The sequence below is a fragment of the Flavobacterium defluvii genome (genome assembly GCF_900129555.1).
Lineage (GTDB): Bacteria > Bacteroidota > Bacteroidia > Flavobacteriales > Flavobacteriaceae > Flavobacterium > Flavobacterium defluvii.
This window is the reverse complement of sequence record NZ_FQWC01000003.1, coordinates 56,619-80,464: the sequence shown is the minus strand read 5'-3', so window position 1 is coordinate 80,464 and position 23,846 is coordinate 56,619. Positions and strand designations below refer to the sequence as shown.

Genomic DNA, 23,846 nt, shown 5'->3' with positions numbered 1-23,846 from the left:
ACAAAAATGAGTACAAACGTACCACAAAACAATACAGATCAGGAAATTGATATTTTTCAGCTTTCAAAAAGTGTAGGTAATTTTTTTGACAGAATAAATACCAGAATTTTTCGATCAATCCAGTTTTTTATCAGAAACTGGATTATCGTTTTAATTTTAATAATTCTTGGATTTGGATTAGGATGGTATTTGGATTCAAGTAAAAAATCATTTCAAAACAGGGTAATTGTAACTCCAAATTTTGGAAGCGTCGATTATCTGTATTCTAAAATAGATTTAATTGAAGCTAAGATTATTTCCGGAGATACTGCATTTTTAAAAAATGTTGTTGGCATTCAGCATCCAAAATCAATCAAAAGAATTGAAATAAAGCCAATTGCCGATGTTTATAAATTTATTGAAGACAAAGAGCAAAATTTTGAACTTATAAAATTAATGGCTGAGGTAGGCGAAGTCAATAAAGTTTTAGAAGATAACGTAACGAGTAAAAATTATACTTTTCACACCATTACATTTGTATCAAACAAAATTACTGATGAAAAAGATATTGTTGAACCGTTGCTGAAATACTTAAACAGTTCAGAATATTTTAATGCACTACAAAAAATTGGGTATAAAAACCTGGAACAGCAAATAGTTCAAAATGATACTATTATATCTCAAATTGATCAGGTTTTAAATGGTTTTTCGAATACTGTAAAAAACGGGGCTAAAAATGACAAGCTGGTTTATTACAATGAAAACACGCAGTTAAATGACATTATTAAAACAAAGCAGTATTTAATAACAGATCAGGGAAAAAATAGATTGAAACTGGTAAATTATGATAAAGCGATAAAGGAAATTAATGCAACTTTAAACATCAATAATACTAAAATTACAAACGGAAACTTTAAACTTATATTTCCGGTTTTCTTTCTTTTAATTTTTGTTTTGGTTCATTTATTCAAAAAATTCTATCGCAGACAGCTTTTGAAATCGCAGGTTAAATAACATTCATTTGAAAACGAAAATAATCTTTGAAAGAATTTCAAAAAATCCATTTCTAAAACAAAGTTTAAGTACTTTGTTTCTAAGAATATTTGGAGTTCTTTTATTGTTTGGTTTTACCGTTTTTTTAACCAAAAATTATACTCCAAAATTAGTTGGACAATACGATTTTATACGATCTTTTTTATTAGCTGCAGGATGCATATGTATGCTTGGTTTTGACCAGTCTATTTTATATTTCAAAGGATTTTTGGCAAGTCAAAACGCAGTTGAACAGCTTAAAAAGGTATATGCAAAAATGGTAATAATGCTTTTTACAGCTTCGTTATTAGCTTTAATTATCATTTTATGTATCGATGAAAAAAGAATAAACAATTATTTTGTAGATGATGAAGTTTATACGATACTTTTAAAAGGCGCGGCAACCTTATTTTTCTACGGATTATCACTATTTAACACAGAGGTTTTTAGAGCTTTAGATAAATTATACATTGCAGAATTATTTAGAAATATCTTAAAATATATTCCGCTGATTGCGGGTTCAATAGTCTTATTTTATTACCATAAAGAAACGTATTTAGTTGATGTTTTTTTACTTGGTTTTGTTGTTTTAGCGATTTTGAGTTCCATTTTTGTTTTCATTTATTTTAATAAAACAACGGAAACTAATACTCCGGAAATTTTTTCAAAAAAAGAAATTTTTATAAAATCGTATCCAATTGCGATAAGCGGAATGGCTATGTTTTTATTAATGTGTTTTGATATTATGTTTTTAAAAAAATATCGAAACGACGAAGCGGTTGCCTTTTATTCGGTTGGTGTAAAAGTAATGACAATAGTTTCGGTTATAGTTTTGACTGTAAATATTACCGTATCGGCAAAAATTGCAGAATTATTTTCAGGACGCAATCTGGCAGAATTAAAAAAGGTATTGAGAAACAGCGCCCGGTTGATTTTCTTTATTACTTTTCCAGTGATTTTCTTAATCAGCGTATTTTCAGAATATGTTTTGTCTTTTTTTGGACATCAGTATATTGCGGCTCAACAGGCTTTCTTAATTTTAATTATTGGTCAGGGAATTTGTTCTTTATTTGGTTCGGCTCCGGTATACTTAAATATGACTGGAAGACAGCATATTTTTCAGAATATATTAATTGCTGCGGTTATGATTAATTTCCTTTTAAACCGATTTCTAATTCCGCAATATGGTATGACGGGAGCTGCAATTGCATATGTTTCGAGTTCTTTTTTTTGGAATTTTATTTCGGCAGTTGTTATTTATAAAAAGGACAAAATATTGATTTTTTTACATTAAAAGCGCTTTAATATGAAAACTAAAATCGAAAAAAGCAAAGCAGCATTTTTGCTTATTGCGGCGGTAAATCTTATTGTTGCTGTGCTGGCTTTTTTTGTTTTGCCACCTAAGTTTTTTTATGATGCTGCTATTATTGCTTACGATAAAGGAAATGAAATTGGCTATTTTGGCAGTTATCCTCTTTCAATTTTATTATACAAAATTTCAGGACTTCGTTATCTACCATTCCCAGTGATTGCTTTAATTCAGTTTCCTGTATTAATGTATATTTTATATAAAATTGGAATTCCGGAACGATTTGAAAAGATAAACGTTAAAAATGTATTGGTTTATATGGGAATATTAATGATTGCCATTTTTATGTCAATGCCATCAAAAGAGTTTATAACCTTTCTATATATTTCTCCAATTGTTTTTATGTGCTTAAATCCAGAGGTTTCTTTAAAAAAAACAATTCTTTACTCTGTACTTTTATTATTAATTTTTGGAGTGTTTTTTCGTCCTTATTATCTTTTGATTCCCGTTATAGGCGGTGGAATGTATTTGATAAGTTTAGTAACTTTTAAAAATAAAACCATAACAACGATATTTTACGGCTTATTGATTGCTGTTTTTCTATCATTTAGTCATGGAATTATAAAAGGAAAATACCTTTCTGAAATTAGCCGCGAAGTAGTAAATAGCGACAGGGTTGGTTCTGCAGATGCCAATTCCATAATAATTTCACCCGTAGAGACAGATACATGGTATGGAGAAACTATTGGTATATTTTATGGATTTTTTACTGTAAATATTCCTGTAAACGGTTTAAAACATATACTATCTCCTCAAATTATTATTTTTATAATCTGGCAGCTGCTGCTATTTTATATTTTATTAGTACGCTTTGCTAAATGTCTTGTAGATAGAAAAAGATATTCAAAAGAACTTTTAGTACTGCTTATTATTTTTGCTTTTTTTATTGTACAAGGCGTTTTCGAACCCGATTTAGGCACCGCAGTACGTCATAAGATGGGTGTTTTTCCATTAATTTATTTTGCATTATACTATGAATCTTTCAGAAAAAAACTTCAATAAAATCTTTCATGTTTTTTTGTGTTTAATTGCTATTGCAATGATTTTCAGAAAGCCATGTTCATTCCTTATCATTTTGTTTGCTGTTTTTAATTTGATTTTTGTTCGAAAATTAAAATTTACCAAAAAATCATGGGTTTTAATACTTTGTATCGCCTCACCAGTTTTATTAGAATTATTGCTTTTTTGGAACAATGATTCTTTCTCAAAAGGATTAAAAGCAATTGAAAAGAGTACTTCTTTAATATTATTTCCAATCTTTATTATTGGGAATTATCAGCGAATAAAATTTCTTAAAGTATTACAGACTTATTGTGTAATAACAACAACTTTAATGGTATTGTTTGCCATAAGATTTTATATTATTTATCCGGATCTATTGACCAAATATTTAAGCAGAATTGACCTTTTTGAAATGGGTTATAAATTTGCAGCCAGTATTGGTATTCACGCCCCGGCTCTCAATATGCATTTAGCATTTGTTTCGGTTTGTGCATTTTATTTTGTTTTTTACAGTTTTCAGAATAACGAAAAAAAAGGATTAAAAATCCTTCGGTTTATAACTTTTTTATTATCATTTTTCTTTGTGCTTTTGGTCAATACAAGAATGGCATTAGTTAATGTTCTTATTGGTTTTGTTATTGTTTTTATTATAGAAATAAAATCAAAATTTAGTTTAAAGAAAATTGCATTAACATTCGCTGGACTTGTATTTGTATTAGGAAGTATTTTATTCTTTTTCATTGAGAAGAATCCTTATATGAAACAAAAATACTCGACTGTAACTTTTGCTTATATGGATAAAGTAGGAAAATTAGATGAAATTGATCATCCTGAAATTTATGCGTTTAATACTCTGGCAACGAGACTTTCAATCTGGAAATCAGCATGGGAATTATCGATTAAAAACCTTCCTTTTGGAGTAGGTGCTTCAGATGGAAAACCAGAGTTAAATAAATATTATAAAGAAACAAACCAAAAGTTTTTAGCAAAGTTTGAATTTCCAACACATAATCAGTTTTTAGATTTTTTACTGAAGTTTGGAATCTTGGGACCTCTAGTAGTAATTCTTTATATTTTTACGATTGGATATTTAGGTTATGATTTAAAAAACGCCGTCATAATTTCGTTTTTTATTATCTTTTTTACATCAAATTTAATTGATGATTTCCTGCTTCGATTTGATGGTATTGCTTTCAGCGGATTTTGGTTTTCTATTTTTTCAAGCTATTGGCTTCAGCAAAAAATTGTTCTTGATAAAGAGCCGCAAGCTTTTTAAAATTTTCGTTTTCGTCAAAAAAATCATAGCATCTTTTTAATGCACTTTTACCAAATTTAACTCGTGTTTCAAAGGTATTTAGAACCTCAAAATAGTTTTCTAATTCATCAATTTTATTAAAAAGAAAACCGGTTTTATTTGGAACAACTATATCTTTATTACCAATAATATTGGTAGCAATTACAGGTTTTTCCAAAACCATAGCTTCTAAAACAGCGATTGGAAGACCTTCCCACAAAGAAGTTTGAAGGTAAATATCTATTGAATTTAATTTTTCAAAAACGACTCTTTTGTCTAAAATCCAGCCAGTAATGGTAACGTTTGGTGCTGTAATTAAATGATTTAATTCGCCATCGCCAATCCAGATAAAATTAAATTGAGGAAAACGTAAAGCAATTTCATTAAACAATTGAGGATTTCTGGCAGCGGTTATTCTGCCTAAAATTCCAATTGTTAGTTTCGTATTATGCTGAGGTATAAAATGCTGATAAATATCAGAAATGTTAACACCATTACGAATTAGTTTTGCAGGACCAATTTTTTTTGCGATTTCAAATTCTGTATCGCCACAGGCAATAATTGTTCCTCCAAAAAACCATTGAAAACTTTTTTCTATCGCATAATATAATTTTTTTGTAGTTTTTGAAATATCTGTCCTAAGAAAAGCATAACCATGCGGAGTATAAAAAATCTTTACTTTTTTGAATAATAAAAAAGCAGCGATTCTGCCTAAAACACCGGCCTTTGAGGAATGAAGATGAATGATGTCCGGATTTATTTTTTTGAGTTCAAGACGAAGTTCAAGAACAGCTTTATAATCCTGAAATAATGAAATCTCTCTCAACATGTTGAGATTAATTAGTTTAACACCATTTGAAAACTCGGCGTTCACTTTTTGTACACTAACACCATTTCTATTACTGCTGTAAATAATGGTAGTTTCAATGGATTTGCTGTTTTTTTCATCACCAAAGAAAGCAGACAAATCCTTAAAATAAGTATAAACACCACCTTCTAGTGCTTCCACAATGTGTACAACTTTCAAAACATTCAAGATTTAGATTCGTAAAAATAGAATAAACCAATTTAATAATGAATTAAAAAATAGAATTCTCCTATTGATTAAGATTCTAGTCAATTTAAAAGGCAAGATATTTTATTACATTTGTGCAAATTTACAGAGATTACCAAAAACAAAAGGTTCAACAAAATCATTATGAAAAGAATACTTATTACCGGAGCTGCGGGTTTTTTAGGATCACATTTGTGCGATCGATTTATCAAGGAAGGTTATTTCGTTATTGGAATGGATAATTTGATTACTGGAGATCTTAAAAACATTGAGCATTTATTCAAGTTAGAACATTTTGAATTTTACCATCACGACATTACAAAATTTGTCCACATACCGGGCGATTTAGATTATATTTTACATTTTGCTTCGCCGGCAAGCCCTATAGATTACTTAAAAATTCCAATTCAGACTTTAAAAGTAGGATCTTTAGGAACGCACAATTTACTTGGTTTGGCAAGAGTTAAAAAGGCAAGAATTCTAATCGCTTCAACTTCTGAAGTTTATGGAGATCCTTTAGTACATCCACAAACAGAAGAATATTACGGAAACGTAAATACAATTGGACCAAGAGGTGTTTATGACGAAGCAAAACGTTTTCAGGAATCCATAACAATGGCGTATCATACTTTTCACGGTGTAGAAACCAGAATCGTGCGTATTTTTAATACTTACGGGCCAAGAATGCGATTAAACGACGGACGCGTAATTCCGGCATTTATTGGGCAGGCACTTCGCGGAGAGGATTTAACTATTTTTGGAGATGGAATGCAAACTCGCTCTTTTTGTTATGTAGACGATCAGGTCGAAGGTATTTTCAGATTATTGCATTCTGATTATGTCTATCCCGTAAACATTGGAAATCCAGATGAAATTACCATAAAAGATTTTGCAGAAGAAATCATAAAACTTACCGGAACAAATCAAAAAGTAGTATACCATCCATTGCCTGTAAATGATCCATTGCAGCGTCAGCCTGACACTACAAAAGCAAAAGAATTATTAGGCTGGGAAGCAAAAGTAAGCCGTGCAGAAGGAATGAAAATTACATATGATTATTTTAGATCGCTTTCTAAGGAAGAACTTTCTAAAGAGGAACACAAAGATTTTTCTAGTTATATTAAATAACATTAACCGGAATTAGTTTTCGAACAATAATTTGTATACAATCGAAAATTGTACAGAAGCTATATGAGCGCATTTCACACAGGAAGATATTCAAAATATATTCGGCCTATAAGTATTTTAATCGACCTGTTTGTGATCTCGATAGTGAGTTTTTTTGTTTTTAATAATCTGGTTGCAAATATTTGGATATTAATTTTATACCAGATTGTATCGTGGGGAATAGTTGCGTTTTCAATTAAATTTTATGATGTTTATCGTTTTACGCTTCCAATAGTAATTGCATCAAAAATAGTAAAACAAGCAACGTTGTTTTTGTTAACAATTATTGCTTTTTTTCCATTTTCAAAACAAGCCATTTTTAGCGAATCAAAGATTTTAATATTTATATCCTTGATTTTAGTTCTGGTTACAGTTTTTAAATTTGCTTTGTTTTTTTATCTAAAAGAATATAGAATTATAACAGGCAGTAATTACAGAAATGCTGTTATCATTGGCTTTACACCAGAAGCTATCGGGTTAAAACATCTTTTTGAAACAAGAAAAGATTACGGATACCGATTTCTGGGATATTTTTCAGATAAAAAAAACAATCAGCAAATTACAGGCAGATTAGCCGATTTAAAACCATTTGTGATTGAAAATGAAGTTGATGAGATTTATTGTTCCTTAAACGAAGTTTCGAATAATATCTTAAAAGATCTTATTGATTTTGCAGACGAAAACAACAAAACCATAAAATTTATTCCGGATACAAAAGAAATTTTTTCAAAAAATTTAAAGATCGATTATTATGATTTTTTTCCGGTACTTTCGTTAAAACAAACGATGCTTAATGAGCCGACGATAAAATTTATAAAAAGACTTTTTGATATTACATTCTCCATACTAGTAATTGTTTTCTTTTTGTCATGGCTAATTCCATTACTGGCGATTTTAATAAAATTAGAATCAAAAGGACCGGTATTCTTTAAGCAGGGAAGACCTGGAATGGAAGAAAATGAATTTGTCTGTTATAAATTTCGTTCGATGTACATTAACAAAACAACAGAAAAAGAAGCCTCAAAAGACGACCCGCGTGTTACAAAAGTGGGAAAATTTATGAGAAAAACAAGTATAGATGAGCTTCCCCAATTTATAAATGTTTTGTTGGGAGATATGTCGGTCGTAGGTCCAAGACCTCATTTATGGTCTCAAAATAAAGAATATGGCAATCGGGTAAAAAAATATATGATAAGACATTGTGTGAAACCCGGTATAACAGGATTGGCACAAGTAAGCGGTTTTAGAGGAGAAATAACAGTAGACAGAGATATGATTAACAGAATAAAATTTGATGTTTTTTATATCGAAAACTGGTCTTTAATTCTTGATTTAAAAATAATTTCGCAAACGATAATAAATATCGTTAAAGGCGATAAAAAAGCATATTAATGAACGATTTAGTCTCTATTTTAACTCCAACTTATAATACTGAAAAGTTCATTAGAGCCACTATAGAATCAGTTCAAAATCAGACGTATCAAAATTGGGAAATGATTTTAGTTGATGATGCATCTACAGATAAAACGGTTTCTATTATTGAAGAATTTGTTCAAAATGATACCAGAATTAAATTATTCAAATTATCCAAAAATTCAGGTAATGGTGTTGCAAGAAACGAAGCTTTAGAAAAAGCTTCAGGAAAATATATTGCCTATCTCGATGCCGATGATTTGTGGTCTTCGACTAAATTAGAAAAACAGCTTCAGTTTTTAAAAACAAATAATCTGACTTTTACTTTTAGTTATTATGATTCTATTGATGAAGAAGGAAATAATTTAAACAGAAGAGTAGAAGCACCACAGCCATTGACTTATAAACAGTTGTTCTTTTGTAATTATGTAGGCAATCTAACAGCTATTTACGATGCTGAATATTTTGGAAAAATCAAATTAGAATCTTCTGAAAAAAGGCAGGATTGGAGAATATGGCTTACGATTTTAAAACAAATAAAAAGTGCAGAAGCTGTTCCTGAGTCTTTAGCATTTTACAGAATTAGAAAAAATTCTATTTCATCATCGAAATTCAACCTGATTAAACACAACTTTGGTGTTTATAGAGATTTTCATGGTTTTAATTTTGTGTTTTCTGTATTGTTGATGATACGGTTTTTGTTTACGCAGTTGGTTATAAAACAGAAATATATAAAGAAAGTTTAGTTTTTTGAGGTTACAAATTGCGACCTCAAGTTATTTTTTATATCCAATTTTTACTCTTTCTGACTCATTTTCTTTTTTCTCGGTCAATTCATCTAAATAAGAAAATACCAATTCAATGTTTTTGTCATGATTTTCTAACTTCTTTTGAATCTGCAAAATATCAACTTTAATTTCAGTTGTATCGAAAAGCATTTGTCTCACTTTCGTGAAAATTCTCATAATTTGAATATTGGTCTGAATGGCTTTGTCACTTTTTAGTACACTAGATAGCATTAAAATTCCATGTTCGGTGAAAACGGATGGAAGATATTTTTGATGTTCTCCTCTTCCTTTCTTTAAGGTCGCAATTTGCGACCTTAAAGAATTATATTCATTTTCAGTTAGTTGAAACATAAAATCTTCCGGAAATCTTGATAAATTTCTTTTTACTTGTTCATTTAGTCTCTTAGTTTCAACATCATAAAGAGAAGCTAAATCACTATCCATCATCACTTTTTGACCACGGATAAAATATATTTTGTTAGAAATTGTTTCTTCAGAAAGCAAAGAGTGATCTTCCATAGGTTTTTAATTAGAAAAACAAATGTAAGATTTTATTTATATTTATAAATAAGATTTAAATTGTTTTAATTTCCCGCGATTGGTTCTTTCTAAAATAGTTTTTTTTGTAAAAGTGAAATTTAAATTAGGCTCTAAATATAAATCTATTGCTTCTTTTATTTTTTGAATTTGTTCTGAAACTAATGCTGCATCAGCTACATATTCAATTTCAAAAGTATCTAATTTGGTTTGTTTGATGATAAATTCTTTTACGTTTCCATCGTCTTCAATGATGCTTTTGGTTACATAATAAAATGTCAAACCTGGCGATTTTTTCCCGCTTGGAAGAATCGCAATATCATTAGTCCTTCCAATCAGTTTTTTTAGAATTGGTTTCTGAGGAGTGCTTTTTTCGTCTAAAATTCCAATGTCGCCAATTTCGTATCTTATAAATGGATTTGCTTTATTGAATAAAGAGGTAATCACAATTTTTCCTTTCGTTCCATGTGGAACAGGATTATTGTTTTCATCTAAAATCTCGACAAAAAGTGTTTCTGAGTTTACTTGCCATTCCCCTTCGAGATTTTCAAACGCAATTAAATCCAATTCAGAAGCGCCATATTCGCTGATAATCGGAATTCCAAATTGTTTTTCCAATAGTATTTTATCCATTTCAAAAAGCATTTCCGAAGTAACAAAACAAGCTTTTAAAGTTGGACAGATTTCTTTTAAAATGATATTTTTTTGTTCTAAAAATTTAGCAAAAAGAACAATCGAACTCGTATAACCGTTGATATAATCGAATTTTTTCGATTTGAATTTCTGCAGAAATTTTTCTAAAACTTCATCAGATAAATCAAAAACCGGAAAACGAAAACGGTGCGTAAGGAAATCTTTGAAACGTTCTTTTTGATAGCCAAGAAAATCCATCGGAATTCCGTAAAAACGTGCTTGATAAGAATGATTAAAATCAATTCCAAACCATCCAAAACGCATAATATTAGATGCCCAGGTTAAAGCATGCGAATACTTATCTTTTGCAAAAACAAAAGGCGTTCCGCTCGATCCGGAAGTTTTGTTGAGGTAAATATTCTTTTTAGAATAACCTTTTGAAAGTCTTTCTTCAAGAGGTTTTTGCAGATTTTGTTTGTTGAGAATAGGAAGATCATTCCAGTTTTCAATCTTTTTATTTCCAATCAAATCACTGTAAAAAGAATTATTATTTAAATGAAAATCAACTATTTGTTTTTTTTTGTTTTCAAGAAATGAAACATATTCTTCTTCAGAAAAATGAACAATTTTATCCAATTCAGTTTTTGCTTCCTTTATCGGAAAACCATTTAATTGGAGAGAAAGATCAAAAAGGCGAATCATTTTTCAGGATAATTTTCGTCAAAAATAACGTTTAGGAATTACTAACCGTATAGAACCAACAACTTTTTAGAGATTTAATTATTTTTTACGTACAAAAGCAAGTATTTTTGCACCACAACTAAAATTCAACAACACATGACAATTTTACTATTGGGATCAGGCGGAAGAGAGCATGCTTTTGCATGGAAAATGACTCAGAGTCCGCTTTGCGATAAACTTTTTGTAGTACCAGGAAATGCAGGAACTGCAGCAATTGCAGAGAACGTTGCAATTTCTGCTACTGATTTTGAAGCAGTAAAAGCATTAGTGCTTAAAGAAAATATAAGTTTAGTAGTCGTAGGACCAGAAGATCCATTGGTTAAAGGAATTTATGATTATTTTAAAAACGACGAAAGTTTAAAACATATTCCGGTAATTGGGCCATCAAAATTAGGAGCGCAATTAGAAGGAAGTAAAGAATTTGCAAAAGAATTCCTGATGAAACATAACATTCCAACTGCAGCTTATGATAGTTTTACTGCCGAAACGGTTGAAGAAGGATGCAAATTTCTTGAAACATTACAACCTCCTTATGTTTTAAAAGCAGACGGATTAGCAGCTGGAAAAGGTGTTTTAATTATTCAGGATCTTGAAGAAGCAAAAACAGAATTACGCAACATGTTGGTTCACGCAAAATTTGGAACAGCAAGTTCAAAAGTTGTTATTGAAGAATTCTTGGACGGGATCGAATTGAGCTGTTTCGTTTTAACTGACGGAAAAAGCTATAAAATCCTTCCAACAGCAAAAGATTACAAACGAATTGGAGAAGGAGATACAGGATTAAATACAGGCGGAATGGGAGCAGTTTCTCCAGTTCCTTATGTAGATGCTGTTTTGATGGAAAAAATTGAAACTCGTATCGTAAAACCAACAATCGAAGGTTTTCAAAAAGACGGAATCGAATACAAAGGTTTTGTATTTATAGGTCTGATCAATGTAAAAGGAGAACCAATTGTTATTGAATATAACGTAAGAATGGGTGATCCTGAAACAGAAGTTGTAGTTCCGAGATTGAAATCAGATTTAGTAGAATTGTTTTTGTCTGTTGCAGATCAAAAATTAGGAGATTTCAATTTAGAACTCGATCCAAGAAGTGCTACAACCGTAATGGTGGTTTCTGGTGGATATCCTGAAGATTTCGAAAAAGGAAAAGTAATTACAGGTTTAGAAAATATAAATGATTCGATAGTTTTTCATGCGGGAACAAAATTAGATGGCGAAAATGTCGTTACTAATGGAGGACGTGTAATTGCAATAACATCATATGGAGATAATTTCCAAGAGGCCATAAAAAAATCTTACCAAAACATAGATAAACTAAGCTTTGATAAGATGTATTTTAGAAAAGATATCGGTTTCGATTTAATTTAAAATAATTGGAAAACCAACCCTTTTAATTAAGGGTTTGGTTTTATTTTAAAAACGAATGAGCTGTTGTATCTTGGTTTTCTGTTCCTGCATCATCAAAAATACGTAATTGTTTAATCCAATATACGATTGCAGCAGCACAGATGATCATGAAAATCCAGTTAATTGTATTTGCACCAAACCATGTTTTTAATTCTAAATGACGTAAAAAATCAAGCGGAGCAAACAAAATGTTAACGAATAAGTATTGTATTCCTTCAAAAAAAGCTTTCATAATTTTATAAAATTATATGTTATTTATTTTTTTAACGAGCTGAAGTAAAATTCAAATGAGGAATCTTTTTTCAACTTGTTGGTTTTCCTTTTTAAACAAGTATTATATTTACAGTCACAAAAGTATAAAATATCCTTATGATAACAAGTGTTTTTAAAAAATCTACGCCATTAAATTATTCCTTGGTTGTAATTTTGATACTGGTTTTCTTCTTTATGTTTCAAATTCGAGAAACGTCTTGGATAAATTCTTATTTTACAATATTTCAAAAAGTAAGTTTACTGTGCTTCATTTGTGCTTCATTTTTCATGGTCAATTTTATTGTCAAGAAAAACGGGCTTAGTAAAGACAATGGATACGCGATATTTTTCTATTTACTTTTCCTTTTATTTTTTCCAACGATATTAAACAATTCGAATGTTGTTTATGCTAACTTTTTTATCTTGTTAGCACTTCGAAGATTGATTTCGCTGCAATCCTTAAAATCTTCAAAAGAAAAAATATTCGATGCTTCATTCTGGATTTTTGTAGCTTCTTTATTTCAATTTTGGAGTATACTCTTTGTGATTTTAGTTTTTATATCGATAATTTTTCACGTTTCAAGAGATTATAGAAACTGGGTTTTGCCATTTATAGCATTTTTAGCAGTAGCCATAATTTTTTATATGATCTCTTTAATGTTCCATATCGATGTTGTTACATTTTTTCAGCAACGAGCGGTAATTGATTTTAGAATAGACTATTTTAAAAACAATTATGAAAACGGAGCACTTTCGATATATGCGGCCGTTGTTGTATTCTTTGTTTTCTCAATGTTAACGACATTGTCAAACAGACCGCAGATTGTGCATACTTCGTATAAAAAAGTAGTAGCATGTTTCTTTATTGCAGTTTTTGTATACCTTATTTCGCCAGACAAAAGCAACGATTTATTATTGTTTAGCATCGCCCCTTTGGCCATTATGGCGGCAAGTCATGTGGAATATATGCAGCAAAAACTGAATAACGAAATTGTATTTTATGCACTCATTTTGTGCAGTTTATTTACTTTTTTCTCTCAGTTATAATTTACTGCCATAAGCAAGATCGCCGGCATCGCCAAGACCAGGAACAATGTAGTTTTTCTCATTAAGTTTTTCGTCTAAAGATGCCACCCATAAATGGCAATTTTCGGGAAGGTTTTTTTCAAGATGCGCAATTCCTTCCGGAGCAGCGATAACAACAACAATATGAAATTCTGTTGGAGCGGCATTTTCAATCAGTTTTTTATGTACGGCAACAATAGACTGCCCAGTTGCAAGCATTGGATCGAGAAGTAAAACAGTTTTGTTATTTAGGTTTGAAATAGCCTGATATTCAACTAAAATCTCAAAATCATCACCACCATTAGGATGAAACCTGCAAGCCGAAACGAAGCTGTTTTCGGCATGGTCAAAATAATTTAAAAAACCATTATGAAGAGGCAGTCCGGCTCTTAAAATGGGACACAAAACCAAATCGGTTTCAATTTCAGTTGTTTTTTTTATGCCAAGCGGCGTTTGAATTTCAACATTTTTATAAGGAAGAACTTTACTTAGCTCATACGCCATAATTTCTCCAATGCGTTCAATATTTCTTCTAAAACGCATGCTGTCGTTTTGCACATTTACATTTCTGATTTGCCCTAAGAAATGATTCAGAACGCTGTTATTTTCAGATATATAATGAATTTTCATGATGTTTTTTTAATTTATTAACGAAGTATTATTTAAAAACAAAAAATAATTTCTTTTTTTCGCAGCATAAAAGTATAAAAAGTATCTTTGTATCTCTAAAAAAATAAAGACATGTTTTCAAAATTAGCATATTCGGTTTTCGAACAAAGCATTAAAGATTATCATCAATTTGATAATGTTGACCAGCCAATAAACAATCCATATCCAAAAGATAAATTCGAACATTTACTATATCTAAAAAACTGGATTGATACTGTTCAATGGCATTTTGAAGATATTATTCGTGATCCGCAGATTGATCCTGTAGCGGCTTTAACTTTAAAAAGAAGAATCGATGCTTCAAATCAGGAGCGTACTGATATGGTTGAATACATTGACAGTTACTTTTTGCAAAAATACAGTCATGTAAAAGCAAAAGACGGAGCAAAAATTAATTCAGAAAGTCCGGCCTGGGCATTTGACAGATTATCTATTTTGGCTCTTAAAATTTATCACATGCACGAAGAAGCAACTCGTGCAGAAGCTTCGCAAGAGCACAGAGATAAATGCCAGGAAAAATTAAACGTACTTTTAGAGCAAAGAACAGATTTATCTACAGCAATCGAAGAATTATTGACAGATATCGAAAACGGAGATAAATTCATGAAAGTGTACAAACAAATGAAAATGTACAACGATGATGAATTAAATCCGGTTTTATATCAAAACAAAAAATAATTTGGCAGAGTTGTCTACCAGTAAAATTAAACATATAGCCGTCATGAGACTATCCGCAATGGGAGATGTCGCCATGACGGTTCCTGTTTTACGCGCTTTTGTAAAACAATACCCAACGGTAAAATTAACCGTTATTTCGCGTCCGTTTTTTAAACCTTTTTTTGACGGAATTCCCAATCTTGATTTTTTTGCTTTTGATGAAAAAGAAAGACACAAAGGATTTCCAGGGCTTTTGCGATTATTTGCAGACGTAAAAAAACTTAAAATAAATGCTTTTGCAGATCTTCATAATGTTTTACGATCTAAAGTTGTGAGTTTGCTTTTCGCTTTAAGCGGAAAAAAAAGAGCTACTGTCGATAAAGGCAGAGAAGGAAAAAAAGAATTGACAAGAGCAGAAAACAAGATTTTTAAACAGCTGCCAACGATGTTCGAAAGACATGCAAAAGTGTTTGAAGAACTTGGTTTTCCTGTAGATTTATCAAATCCTGAATTTCCTAAAAAAGCTGTTTTTGGGGCAGAAATTACAGATTTGGTTGGCGAAAATTATGAAAAACTAATAGGAATTGCTCCTTTTGCACAATACGATTCTAAAGTTTACCCTTTAGACTTAATGAAACAAGTAATAACCAAACTGGCTGAGAATTCAGCAAATAAAATTTTACTTTTTGGCGGCGGAAAAAAAGAAATTGAAATTTTGGATTCATTTTCAGAGCCTTTTAAAAATGTAATCAATGTTGCCGGAAAGATTAAGTTTCAGCAGGAATTAAAATTAATAAGCAACCTCGATGTAATGCTTTCTATGGATTCTGGAAATGCACATATCGCAGCAATGCTGGGAGTAAGAGTGGTTACACTTTGGGGCGCGACGCATCCGTATGCCGGATTTTTACCTTTTAACCAAAGTTTAGAAAATGCGTTAACTTCAGACAGAAATCAATATCCAAAACTGCCAACTTCTGTTTACGGAAATAAAGTTGTAGAAGGATATGAGGATGCCATGAGAACAATTTTACCGCAGCAGGTTATTGATAAAGTTATAGATCAGCTTTCATAATAAAAAAAACTTCTCGATAAAGAGAAGTTTTTTTTATTATTTTAAGCAATATTTTTGTTCAAAACGTACTTTTCATTAGAATCAAGGAAAGAATATCCTATCGTTTTTTTTCTTTTTTTGTTTACTATAATGGTAACAAAGTTATTTTTATCTTCAGTTGACAAAAGGATATGCTCGAATTTTTCAGACGAATCTCGGTAAATTTTATAAATTAAGTCGTGATCTTTAATTTTTTTAGATAAAACTTTAGCCGATTTTAGTCTACTTACATAAGGCCAAATATTAAAAATATTCGAATCTGTCTTTTTTACTTCTACCATTTTTTCAGTTATAGTCGAATTGTATTTTTCTCTTTCGAGTAATTTAGGACCCTTTTTGTTTTTCATTTTTATGATAACTGCCAGAACACATAGAGAAGCAGTTATAACCAACATAACAAATAGAGACAGATGAAAGTGATGTACGTGAGCTGTCATGATATTTAATTTTTTAAATGTTTTGACAATTAGTTATTGGCTTACAAAAGTCGTTTCATTTAAGACTAAAACAACCCGTACTAATTTAATAAATTTTCGGCACATTTTTTAAAAAATACCTAAATTTTTATATCTGTTTTTAAGTATTTATTAAAATGAAAAAAAGAATAGTCATAAAAAAAATCCAAATCCCGATTAAAGTTTAGGATTTGGATTTTTATCCCGAAGTTTCGGGATTAGAATTTTCAAAAATATTATACGTCGTCGTAATCTACATAAATAGTATCTGATGTTGGGTGTGCCTGACAAGTTAAAATTAAACCTTCGGCAATTTCGCTATCTGTTAAAATAGAATTTTTTGTCATTTCAGCAGAACCAGCGGTAACGCGGCCTAAACAGCTGCTGCAAATTCCGCCCTGACAAGAATATGGAGCGTCAACGCCATGTTTTAAAGCAGCATCAAGAATGGTTTGTTTTTTAGACATTTCAAAAGTAGCTTCTTCATCATCAACTAAAATGGTAATTTTAGTATGTCCTTCCTGAGAACCCTGAATGGCGTGTTCTTCTGTAGAAGATGTAAAAAGCTCAAATTTTATAGCAGATTCTTTTACGTTTTTCTCTTTCAAAACGTTAGAAACCGTATTGATCATTTCTTCTGGTCCGCACAAATAGAACTTATCAAATTCAAGTTCTTTGTGTTTGTTATTTAATACAAAATTTACTGTCGACTTCTCTATTCTTCCGAACAAGGCATTTTCAACTTTTGCCTGACTGTAAATATTATGTACAAAAAAACGACCTACATATTGCAATTGCAAATCGTGTAATTCCTGATGAAAAATAGTTTGTTCCGGAGTTCTGTTTCCGTAAACCAAAACAAATGAACTTTTAGGCTCATTTTTTAAAACCGATTTTATGATAGAAAGTACAGGTGTAATACCACTTCCGGCAGCAAAAGCGACATAGTTTTTTTGTCTTTCAGCATCTGGTTCAAAAGTAAATTTTCCTTCCGGCTGACCCACTTCCAGAACATCACCAGCTTTGAGTTTTGTATTGGCAAATTGCGAAAACAAACCATTTTTTACAGCTTTAACAGCAATTCGTAATTCGCCGCTGTCTGGTGCCGAGCAAATAGAATAAGCACGACGAATTTCTTGATTATCAAGAGTTAATTTTAAATTTATGTATTGTCCGGCTATAAATTTATAGTCTTGTTTAAGTTCTTCAGGAACATTAAAAAGTACAGAAACAGCATCGGCAGTCTCGCGTTTTACCTCTTTAATTATAAGTTTTAAGAATGAAGGCATGATTTAATTTTTTTGCAAAAGTAGCAAACCATAAGTAATTGACGCTTACTAAAATATTTTTTTTAACTTTTTTTGTAACGTTTTCCTACATTTGATCTCTTACTACCAAAATCAAAACTAATAAACCATGATTAAAAAGTTTATTTATCTCGAATGGAAAGCTTTCATCAGATCGGCATCATTTGGTAAGAATCTGACAATGAAAATTATAATAGGTTTTTTAATGATCTATTTTTCATTAATTTTTATTGCAATGGGTGTTGGCGCATTTTATGTTTTAAAAGACATGCATCTTGAACCGTTTTCTACCATCAATAGATTTCTAATTTATTATTTTCTTTTTGATTTAGTAATTCGATTATTACTACAATCTATCCCGGTTTTGAATATCAAGCCGTTACTAATTTTACCTTTTAAAAAACCAGTTATAGTTCATTTTTCGCTGGGCAAAACTGTTTTGTCATTTTTTAATTGGGTTCATGCATTATTTTTTGTACCGTTTTCTGTTGTTTTAGCGATAGAAGGATACAATATTTCAGGAATTATTTTCTGGAATCTGGCGATGCTTTCATTAATTTATATCAATAATTTTTTAAATATTATCTTGAGTAATATCGATAAATTATTTATTGCTTTTGTTGTATTAATTCTTGTTTTGGGAGGAGCGCAATATTATAAATTATTTGATGTTACAGTTTTTACAACTCCCTTTTTTCAAGGTCTTTATAATATAAATGGATTATTTATAATTCCGATTTTGATATTAATTGGTTTGTATGTTTATACTTTTAAATATTTGAAAAACAATCTATATCTTGATGCTGGACTTTCTGTAAAAGAAGATATTGCAGAAACACAAAATCTTGCATGGCTCAATCAATTTGGAACTTTAGGTACTTTTCTAAAAAATGACATTAAGCTTATTAAAAGAAATAAAAGATCGAAGACCACAATTTTTATGAGCGTTCTCTTTTTATTCTATGGCTTTTTGTTTTTTGGAAATTCGCATCAGCCGGCCGTAATGCACATTTTTGCCGGAATATTTGTTTCGGGCGGATTTCTGTTTGTCTTTGGACAATTTGTGCCAAGCTGGGACAGCTCATATTATCAATTAATGATGACACAGAATATTCCGTATCGCGGATATATAACTTCAAAATGGTGGCTGATCGTTATTGCCACTTTTTTGTCGACAATTTTGGCATCTTTTTATTTATTTTTTGGATGGGAAATTTATTTAACAATCGTTGTTGGGGCGATTTACAATATTGGAGTAAACTCACATTTGGTTCTTTTAGGCGGTGCTTTTACCAAAACGCCAATTGATTTGAGTAACGCTGCCGGCGCATTTGGAGATAAAAAAGCTTTTAATGTAAGCGCAATGTTATTAACGCTTCCAAAGATTTTACTGCCCTTAGGGCTTTATGCAATTGGACTTTATTTAAACAACAAAAACCTTGGCTTAGCATTAGTTGCCGGAGCCGGAGTTTTAGGTTTTGTTTTTAAAGACAAGGTTTTTTCTTTAATTGAAAAAAGATATAAAATAGAAAAATACAGCACAATAAATGCTTATAAACAAAAGAGTTAATTAAGTTAATTAGAAAATGAAACAATTTGATAATTAATCCAAAATCTAAAATTACCATGATACAAGTAAATCAACTTTCGAAAAAATACAATAATACAATAGTTTTAAACATTAATAATCTTGAAATTCCAAAAGGACAGAGTTTTGGATTAGTTGGAAACAATGGAGCAGGAAAAACAACTTTTTTTAGTTTGCTTTTAGATTTGATTCAGCCTTCGACTGGATATGTAAAAAGCAATGATATTCAAGTAAATACGAGTGAAAAATGGAAATCTTTTACAGGATCTTTTTTAGATGAAAGTTTCCTTATTGGATATTTGACCCCCGAAGAATATTTTTATTTTATTGGAGATCTGCGCCATCAAAATAAAGCTGATATTGATGCGTTATTAGCCAAACATGAAGAATTTTTTAACGGAGAAATTTTAAACAATAAAAAATATCTTAGAGATTTATCAAAAGGAAATCAAAAGAAAGTTGGAATTATTGCAACACTTATTGGAAATCCTGAGGTTGTGATTTTAGATGAACCTTTTGCAAATTTAGACCCAACAACAGTTAGCCGTTTAAAGAAAATTATCAAGGAATTGGCCGAAAATCCAAATGTAACTGTTTTGGTTTCAAGCCACGATTTACAGCATACTGTTGAGGTTTGCGATCGAATTGTAGCTCTTAATAAAGGCGAAATTGTAAAAGATATTCAAACCTCAGAAGAAACCTTACAAGAACTGGAATCTTTTTTTGCTGTTTAAGTCTCCAAAATTTCAAAAAAGAAGTGTATTTTTACAAGGCATTATACTAAAAGTGCTTTTTAGAAGTTAATGCTTTAAAATCAGTTCTATTGAAAAAGAATACTCTTAAATATAGTTTTTTTCTCACATTTTTTTTCTTTTTGATAGCGTGTTCTACCAAGAATAATACTTTTGTGAACAGAAATTCGCATGCCTTAAGTACAAAATATAACATTTTGTATAATGGCGGAATTGGCCTTGAAAAAGGATTACTATCTATCCAGGCCAACAATCAGGATAATTTCTGGAAACTGCTTCCGATTGAAAAAATGCAGTTTGATGAAAATTTTTCGGAAGGAGAAAAAGCTAAAAATCCTGATTTTGAAAAAGCCGAAACAAAGGCTACAAAGGCAATTCAAAAACACTCCATGAATATTGGAGGAAGAGAAAGAAACTACCAAATCGACGAAGCTTATTTAATGCTCGGAAAAGCCAGATATTACGATCAGAGGTTTATTCCCGCATTAGACGCATTCAATTATATTCTTTACAAATACCCCAACAGCAGTAATATTTACACAGCAAAAATCTGGCGCGAAAAAACCAATATGCGTTTAGGAAATGATGCTATTGTGGTTAAAAATATTAATCAGTTATTAAAAAAGACCGACTTAAATAAACAAACATTTTCTGATGCAAATGCTTTATTGGCAGAGGCTTTCCTAAATTTAGAAGAAAGAGACAGCGCAGTTGCTAAACTTAGAATTGCTGAAGAATTTTCAAGAATAAACGAAGACCGCGCACGATATAAATTTATTTTGGGACAAATGTATCAGGAAGCCGGAAACAAGGACAGCGCTACATATTATTATGATGGCGTAATCGATATGAACCGCAAAGCCGACCGAAAATACATGATGCACGCTTATGCAAAAAAAGCACAAATGTATGATTACGAAAACGGCAACGATACTATTTTTTTAAAGACTTACAATAAGCTAGTTGCAGATCGTGAAAACCGCCCTTATTATGATGTGCTTTTTTATGAAATGGGAGTTTTTTATGATAAGAGAAAAGATAAACAAAATGCATTAAAGTTCTACAATAAATCTTTAGCAAGAAAATCTAAAGATCCCTATTTAATGGCTTCGGCTTATCGAAACATTGGTAACATGTATTTTAAAAATACAGATTATACAATGGCTGCCAAATATTATGACAGTACATTGACAAAGCTGGATCCGAAAACAAGAGAATTTGCTTTTATCGAAAAAAACAGAAAAAATCTGGACAACGTAATTAAATACGAAGCAATTGCAAAACGTAATGACAGTATTATTAAAGTTTACGGACTGCCAGATACTGAAAGAAAAATCTACTTTGAAAGTTATATCGCAGAACTTAAAAAGAAAGATGAAGCAAAACGAATTCAGGAAGAAAAAGAAAAAGAGAAACTGGCCAATATTGACAGAAATACAAATGCTTCGAATGCACCAACAGCTGTAAACCCAAATTCATTAGGAAAACCTGCTGATCTTGATGGCGGAATCCGGCCACCGTCTGGAAATGAGACCACAGCAAGTACATTTTATTTTTATAATCCAACAACGGTTGCATACGGAAAATTGCAATTTAAGAAAATGTGGGGTAACAGGGTTCTTGGCGGCAACTGGAGACTATCTGCAATTAAATCGGCAAATGACGCGGCCATGCTAAATGACAGTATAAGAGAAGCCGAAGCAAACAAATTAAAAGATACAGTTGTAATAGAAAAGTATACAACAGCTTTTTATGAAAAACAACTTCCAAAAACACAAAAGGAAATTGACAGCATTGGTATAGAACGTAATTTTGCGTATTATCAATTAGGTCTTATATATAAGGAGAAGTTTAAAGAATATAACTTGGCAAGCGACAAGCTGGAGCAGCTGCTGAAAAATAATCCGGAGGAAAAATTGGTTCTGCCGGCAAAATATAATTTGTATAAAATCTATCAAATTACAAATCCTGAAAAAGCAGCAAAAATTAAATCAGACATAACATTAAATTATCCAACTTCTCGATATGCTCAAATTTTAAACAATGCAAATTTAGATGATATAGAATCGCCGGATAAAGAATATCAAAAATGGTATAAACTTTTTCAGGAGGAAAAATTTGATGTTGTCTTAGATAATATCGACAATTTAATTAATCAATATTCCGGAGATGATATTGTTTCAAAATTTGAATTATTAAAAGCAAATACTTTAGGAAAAGTAAACGGACTAGAAGCTTATAAAAAAGGTTTAGAAAACGTAGCAGATAATTATCCGAATAGTGAAGAAGGAAAAAATGCAAGAGAAATTCTTGAAAAACAAGTTCCGGCTTTAGAAAGATTAAATTTTACAACAACAGATAATAACAACTGGAAAATTATATATCCTGTTTCTAATACCGATACCAAAACAGTTAAGAAAATTGAAGAAGCGATTAGAGTATTTCTATTAGTTGAAAATTTTGAAAGACTGACAACCTCTTTTGACAAATACAATAGAACAGAAAGTTTTGTAGCTATTCATGGTTTAAAATCTGAAGCTTATGCCAGAGACGTGGCAGGAGTTTTGAGAGACGATGCCAAATATAAAATTGCACTTCCTGCAGTTATTATATCAACAGATAACTATAAAGTGGTTCAAATAAAAAAGAACCTCGAAGCCTACCTTGCCCCAAAAACCCCATAATATAATGTTTGACAAAGTAAAGAAAAACGGAACAGAACTTTTAGGAAAAACAAACCGAATTGTTGAAGGAACTTCTATTGTAGGAGACATTGTCTCAAAAGCTGATTTTAGATTAGATGGAGAATTGATTGGAAATTTTACATCCCAGGGAAAATTAGTCATTGGCGCAACAGGCGTTATAAAAGGCGAAATCATTTGTAACAATGCCGATATTGAAGGAGAATTTCATGGAAAAATTAAAGTACTCGAAATCCTTAATATTAAAGCGGCAGCAAAAATTCACGGAGAAGTTGCCGTTGGAAAACTATCTATAGAGCCCGGAGCAGAATTTACAGCAACCTGTACAATGCTTACTCATAATAAAGAAGTAACTTTGAGAGATGGAGAAAGACCCGAATAAAAAACAAAATAATAAATGGATAGCCCTCATAAACATTCCTATTCAAATGGGGGTTATTATATTTTTGTTTTCCTATTTAGGAACCTGGTTAGACGAAAACCATCCAAGTGAAAAAATATACTATAATAAGGTATTAGTTATGGTAGGTGTTGCACTTGCATTATATAATGTAATTCGTCAGGTAAACGAAATCAACAAAACAAAGTAAATTAAGTTTTTAAAACAGCTTGAATAAATATTGCATCTTTGCAAAAAAAATGCTCAGGATGTTTTTAAAAAACTACAAATTAATTCTTCATTTATTTATTCTTGCTTTTGCTTCCTATATAATACATAAGGGAGTTTTCCTTATTTTTAAAATCAACGATCAAAATTTCTACTACAGTTTAGAGATATTATATTTGATCTTTTTATTTTTTTCTACCTTATTATTAGTACTCACAGTGAGATTCAAAAAAGATAAGTTTGACAGCATCGGAATGTT

At 30.8% G+C, this 23,846-nt stretch carries 23 protein-coding genes; 16 read left to right on the top strand and 7 right to left on the bottom strand.

The features are described from left to right. The first annotated feature begins 6 nt into the window (after window positions 1–6). The 4 genes from BUC29_RS08020 to BUC29_RS08005 are packed head-to-tail and all read left to right on the top strand — an operon-like array spanning window position 7 to window position 4,658. Window positions 7–993: a hypothetical protein gene (locus BUC29_RS08020; protein ID WP_073415127.1), complete on the top strand. Its 987-nt coding sequence runs from the start codon at window positions 7–9 to the stop codon at window positions 991–993. Window positions 994–1,000: 7 nt separating this feature from the next. Continuing rightward, on the top strand, window positions 1,001–2,305 hold the full coding sequence (locus BUC29_RS08015) for an MATE family efflux transporter (protein ID WP_073415124.1): 1,305 nt from the start codon (window positions 1,001–1,003) through the stop codon (window positions 2,303–2,305). 12 nt (window positions 2,306–2,317) lie between these two features. Further along, entirely contained in the window at window positions 2,318–3,382 is a 1,065-nt protein-coding gene (locus BUC29_RS08010; protein ID WP_073415122.1) for a hypothetical protein, read from the top strand. Between the two features lie 37 nt (window positions 3,383–3,419). Further along, window positions 3,420–4,658 carry an O-antigen ligase family protein gene (locus BUC29_RS08005; protein ID WP_244160796.1) on the top strand — a complete coding sequence of 413 codons (1,239 nt, stop codon included), beginning with the start codon at window positions 3,420–3,422 and terminating at the stop codon, window positions 4,656–4,658. On the opposite strand, the gene BUC29_RS08000 is transcribed toward BUC29_RS08005, so the two are convergent. Further along, the gene (locus BUC29_RS08000; RefSeq protein WP_073415971.1) at window positions 4,594–5,703 is read right to left on the bottom strand and encodes a glycosyltransferase; all 1,110 of its coding nucleotides are present in this window, start codon (window positions 5,701–5,703) and stop codon (window positions 4,594–4,596) included. The two genes, BUC29_RS08005 and BUC29_RS08000, sit on opposite strands and share 65 nt — an antisense overlap. 171 nt (window positions 5,704–5,874) lie before the next feature. On the opposite strand from BUC29_RS08000, the gene BUC29_RS07995 reads away from it, so the two are divergent. The 3 genes from BUC29_RS07995 (at window position 5,875) to BUC29_RS07985 (ending at window position 9,056) form a co-directional block, all read left to right on the top strand. Beyond that, window positions 5,875–6,858, top strand: coding sequence for a UDP-glucuronic acid decarboxylase family protein (locus tag BUC29_RS07995; RefSeq protein WP_073415969.1), 984 nt, complete (start codon window positions 5,875–5,877; stop codon window positions 6,856–6,858). A 63-nt stretch (window positions 6,859–6,921) separates the two neighbouring features. Then, window positions 6,922–8,289 carry an undecaprenyl-phosphate glucose phosphotransferase gene (locus BUC29_RS07990; protein WP_073415118.1) on the top strand — a complete coding sequence of 456 codons (1,368 nt, stop codon included), beginning with the start codon at window positions 6,922–6,924 and terminating at the stop codon, window positions 8,287–8,289. Next, window positions 8,289–9,056, top strand: a complete 768-nt coding sequence (locus BUC29_RS07985; protein ID WP_073415116.1) for a glycosyltransferase family 2 protein — start codon at window positions 8,289–8,291, stop codon at window positions 9,054–9,056. The genes BUC29_RS07990 and BUC29_RS07985 overlap by 1 nt, the downstream gene beginning before the upstream one ends. Before the next feature lie 30 nt (window positions 9,057–9,086). On the opposite strand, the gene BUC29_RS07980 is transcribed toward BUC29_RS07985, so the two are convergent. Both BUC29_RS07980 and BUC29_RS07975 read right to left on the bottom strand, forming a co-directional pair. Next, the gene (locus BUC29_RS07980; protein WP_073415114.1) at window positions 9,087–9,617 is read right to left on the bottom strand and encodes an ORF6N domain-containing protein; all 531 of its coding nucleotides are present in this window, start codon (window positions 9,615–9,617) and stop codon (window positions 9,087–9,089) included. A gap of 42 nt (window positions 9,618–9,659) precedes the next feature. Next, entirely contained in the window at window positions 9,660–10,970 is a 1,311-nt protein-coding gene (locus BUC29_RS07975; RefSeq protein WP_073415112.1) for a phenylacetate--CoA ligase family protein, read from the bottom strand. Window positions 10,971–11,105: 135 nt separating this feature from the next. Between BUC29_RS07975 and purD the strand changes: the two genes are divergently transcribed. Next, entirely contained in the window at window positions 11,106–12,380 is a 1,275-nt protein-coding gene (gene purD, locus BUC29_RS07970; RefSeq protein ID WP_073415110.1) for a phosphoribosylamine--glycine ligase, read from the top strand. 40 nt (window positions 12,381–12,420) lie between these two features. Here purD and BUC29_RS07965 read toward each other — a convergent pair whose 3' ends face one another. Next, window positions 12,421–12,651: a DUF6341 family protein gene (locus BUC29_RS07965; RefSeq protein ID WP_073415108.1), complete on the bottom strand. Its 231-nt coding sequence runs from the start codon at window positions 12,649–12,651 to the stop codon at window positions 12,421–12,423. Window positions 12,652–12,788: 137 nt separating this feature from the next. Between BUC29_RS07965 and BUC29_RS07960 the strand changes: the two genes are divergently transcribed. Beyond that, window positions 12,789–13,718 (top strand): DUF6427 family protein, encoded by a 930-nt coding sequence (locus BUC29_RS07960; RefSeq protein WP_073415106.1) that lies wholly within the window; start codon window positions 12,789–12,791, stop codon window positions 13,716–13,718. Here BUC29_RS07960 and upp read toward each other — a convergent pair. Beyond that, window positions 13,713–14,366, bottom strand: coding sequence for a uracil phosphoribosyltransferase (upp, locus tag BUC29_RS07955; protein ID WP_073415104.1), 654 nt, complete (start codon window positions 14,364–14,366; stop codon window positions 13,713–13,715). The two genes, BUC29_RS07960 and upp, sit on opposite strands and share 6 nt — an antisense overlap. Before the next feature lie 111 nt (window positions 14,367–14,477). On the opposite strand from upp, the gene BUC29_RS07950 reads away from it, so the two are divergent. Together BUC29_RS07950 and BUC29_RS07945 are read left to right on the top strand one after the other, a co-directional pair. Further along, window positions 14,478–15,083, top strand: a complete 606-nt coding sequence (locus BUC29_RS07950; RefSeq protein ID WP_073415102.1) for a DUF4254 domain-containing protein — start codon at window positions 14,478–14,480, stop codon at window positions 15,081–15,083. Between the two features lie 43 nt (window positions 15,084–15,126). Continuing rightward, window positions 15,127–16,137, top strand: coding sequence for a glycosyltransferase family 9 protein (locus BUC29_RS07945; protein WP_073415100.1), 1,011 nt, complete (start codon window positions 15,127–15,129; stop codon window positions 16,135–16,137). 41 nt (window positions 16,138–16,178) lie between these two features. On the opposite strand, the gene BUC29_RS07940 is transcribed toward BUC29_RS07945, so the two are convergent. Further along, window positions 16,179–16,523, bottom strand: coding sequence for a hypothetical protein (locus BUC29_RS07940; protein WP_244160795.1), 345 nt, complete (start codon window positions 16,521–16,523; stop codon window positions 16,179–16,181). A 344-nt stretch (window positions 16,524–16,867) separates the two neighbouring features. Next, window positions 16,868–17,920, bottom strand: coding sequence for a ferredoxin--NADP reductase (locus tag BUC29_RS07935; RefSeq protein ID WP_073415096.1), 1,053 nt, complete (start codon window positions 17,918–17,920; stop codon window positions 16,868–16,870). 127 nt (window positions 17,921–18,047) lie between these two features. Between BUC29_RS07935 and BUC29_RS07930 the strand changes: the two genes are divergently transcribed. From BUC29_RS07930 to BUC29_RS07910, 5 genes are all read left to right on the top strand, one after another. After that, window positions 18,048–19,508, top strand: coding sequence for a DUF5687 family protein (locus tag BUC29_RS07930; RefSeq protein ID WP_073415094.1), 1,461 nt, complete (start codon window positions 18,048–18,050; stop codon window positions 19,506–19,508). 56 nt (window positions 19,509–19,564) lie between these two features. Beyond that, window positions 19,565–20,260, top strand: coding sequence for an ABC transporter ATP-binding protein (locus tag BUC29_RS07925; protein ID WP_073415092.1), 696 nt, complete (start codon window positions 19,565–19,567; stop codon window positions 20,258–20,260). Between the two features lie 89 nt (window positions 20,261–20,349). Beyond that, the gene (gene porW, locus BUC29_RS07920) at window positions 20,350–22,962 is read left to right on the top strand and encodes a type IX secretion system periplasmic lipoprotein PorW/SprE (protein ID WP_073415090.1); all 2,613 of its coding nucleotides are present in this window, start codon (window positions 20,350–20,352) and stop codon (window positions 22,960–22,962) included. Between the two features lie 4 nt (window positions 22,963–22,966). Next, on the top strand, window positions 22,967–23,362 hold the full coding sequence (locus BUC29_RS07915) for a bactofilin family protein (RefSeq protein ID WP_073415088.1): 396 nt from the start codon (window positions 22,967–22,969) through the stop codon (window positions 23,360–23,362). Then, complete coding sequence (locus BUC29_RS07910; protein ID WP_073415086.1) at window positions 23,343–23,570, top strand: AtpZ/AtpI family protein; 228 nt, start codon at window positions 23,343–23,345, stop codon at window positions 23,568–23,570. Before BUC29_RS07915 ends, BUC29_RS07910 begins: the two co-directional genes overlap by 20 nt. Window positions 23,571–23,846: the final 276 nt, after the last annotated feature.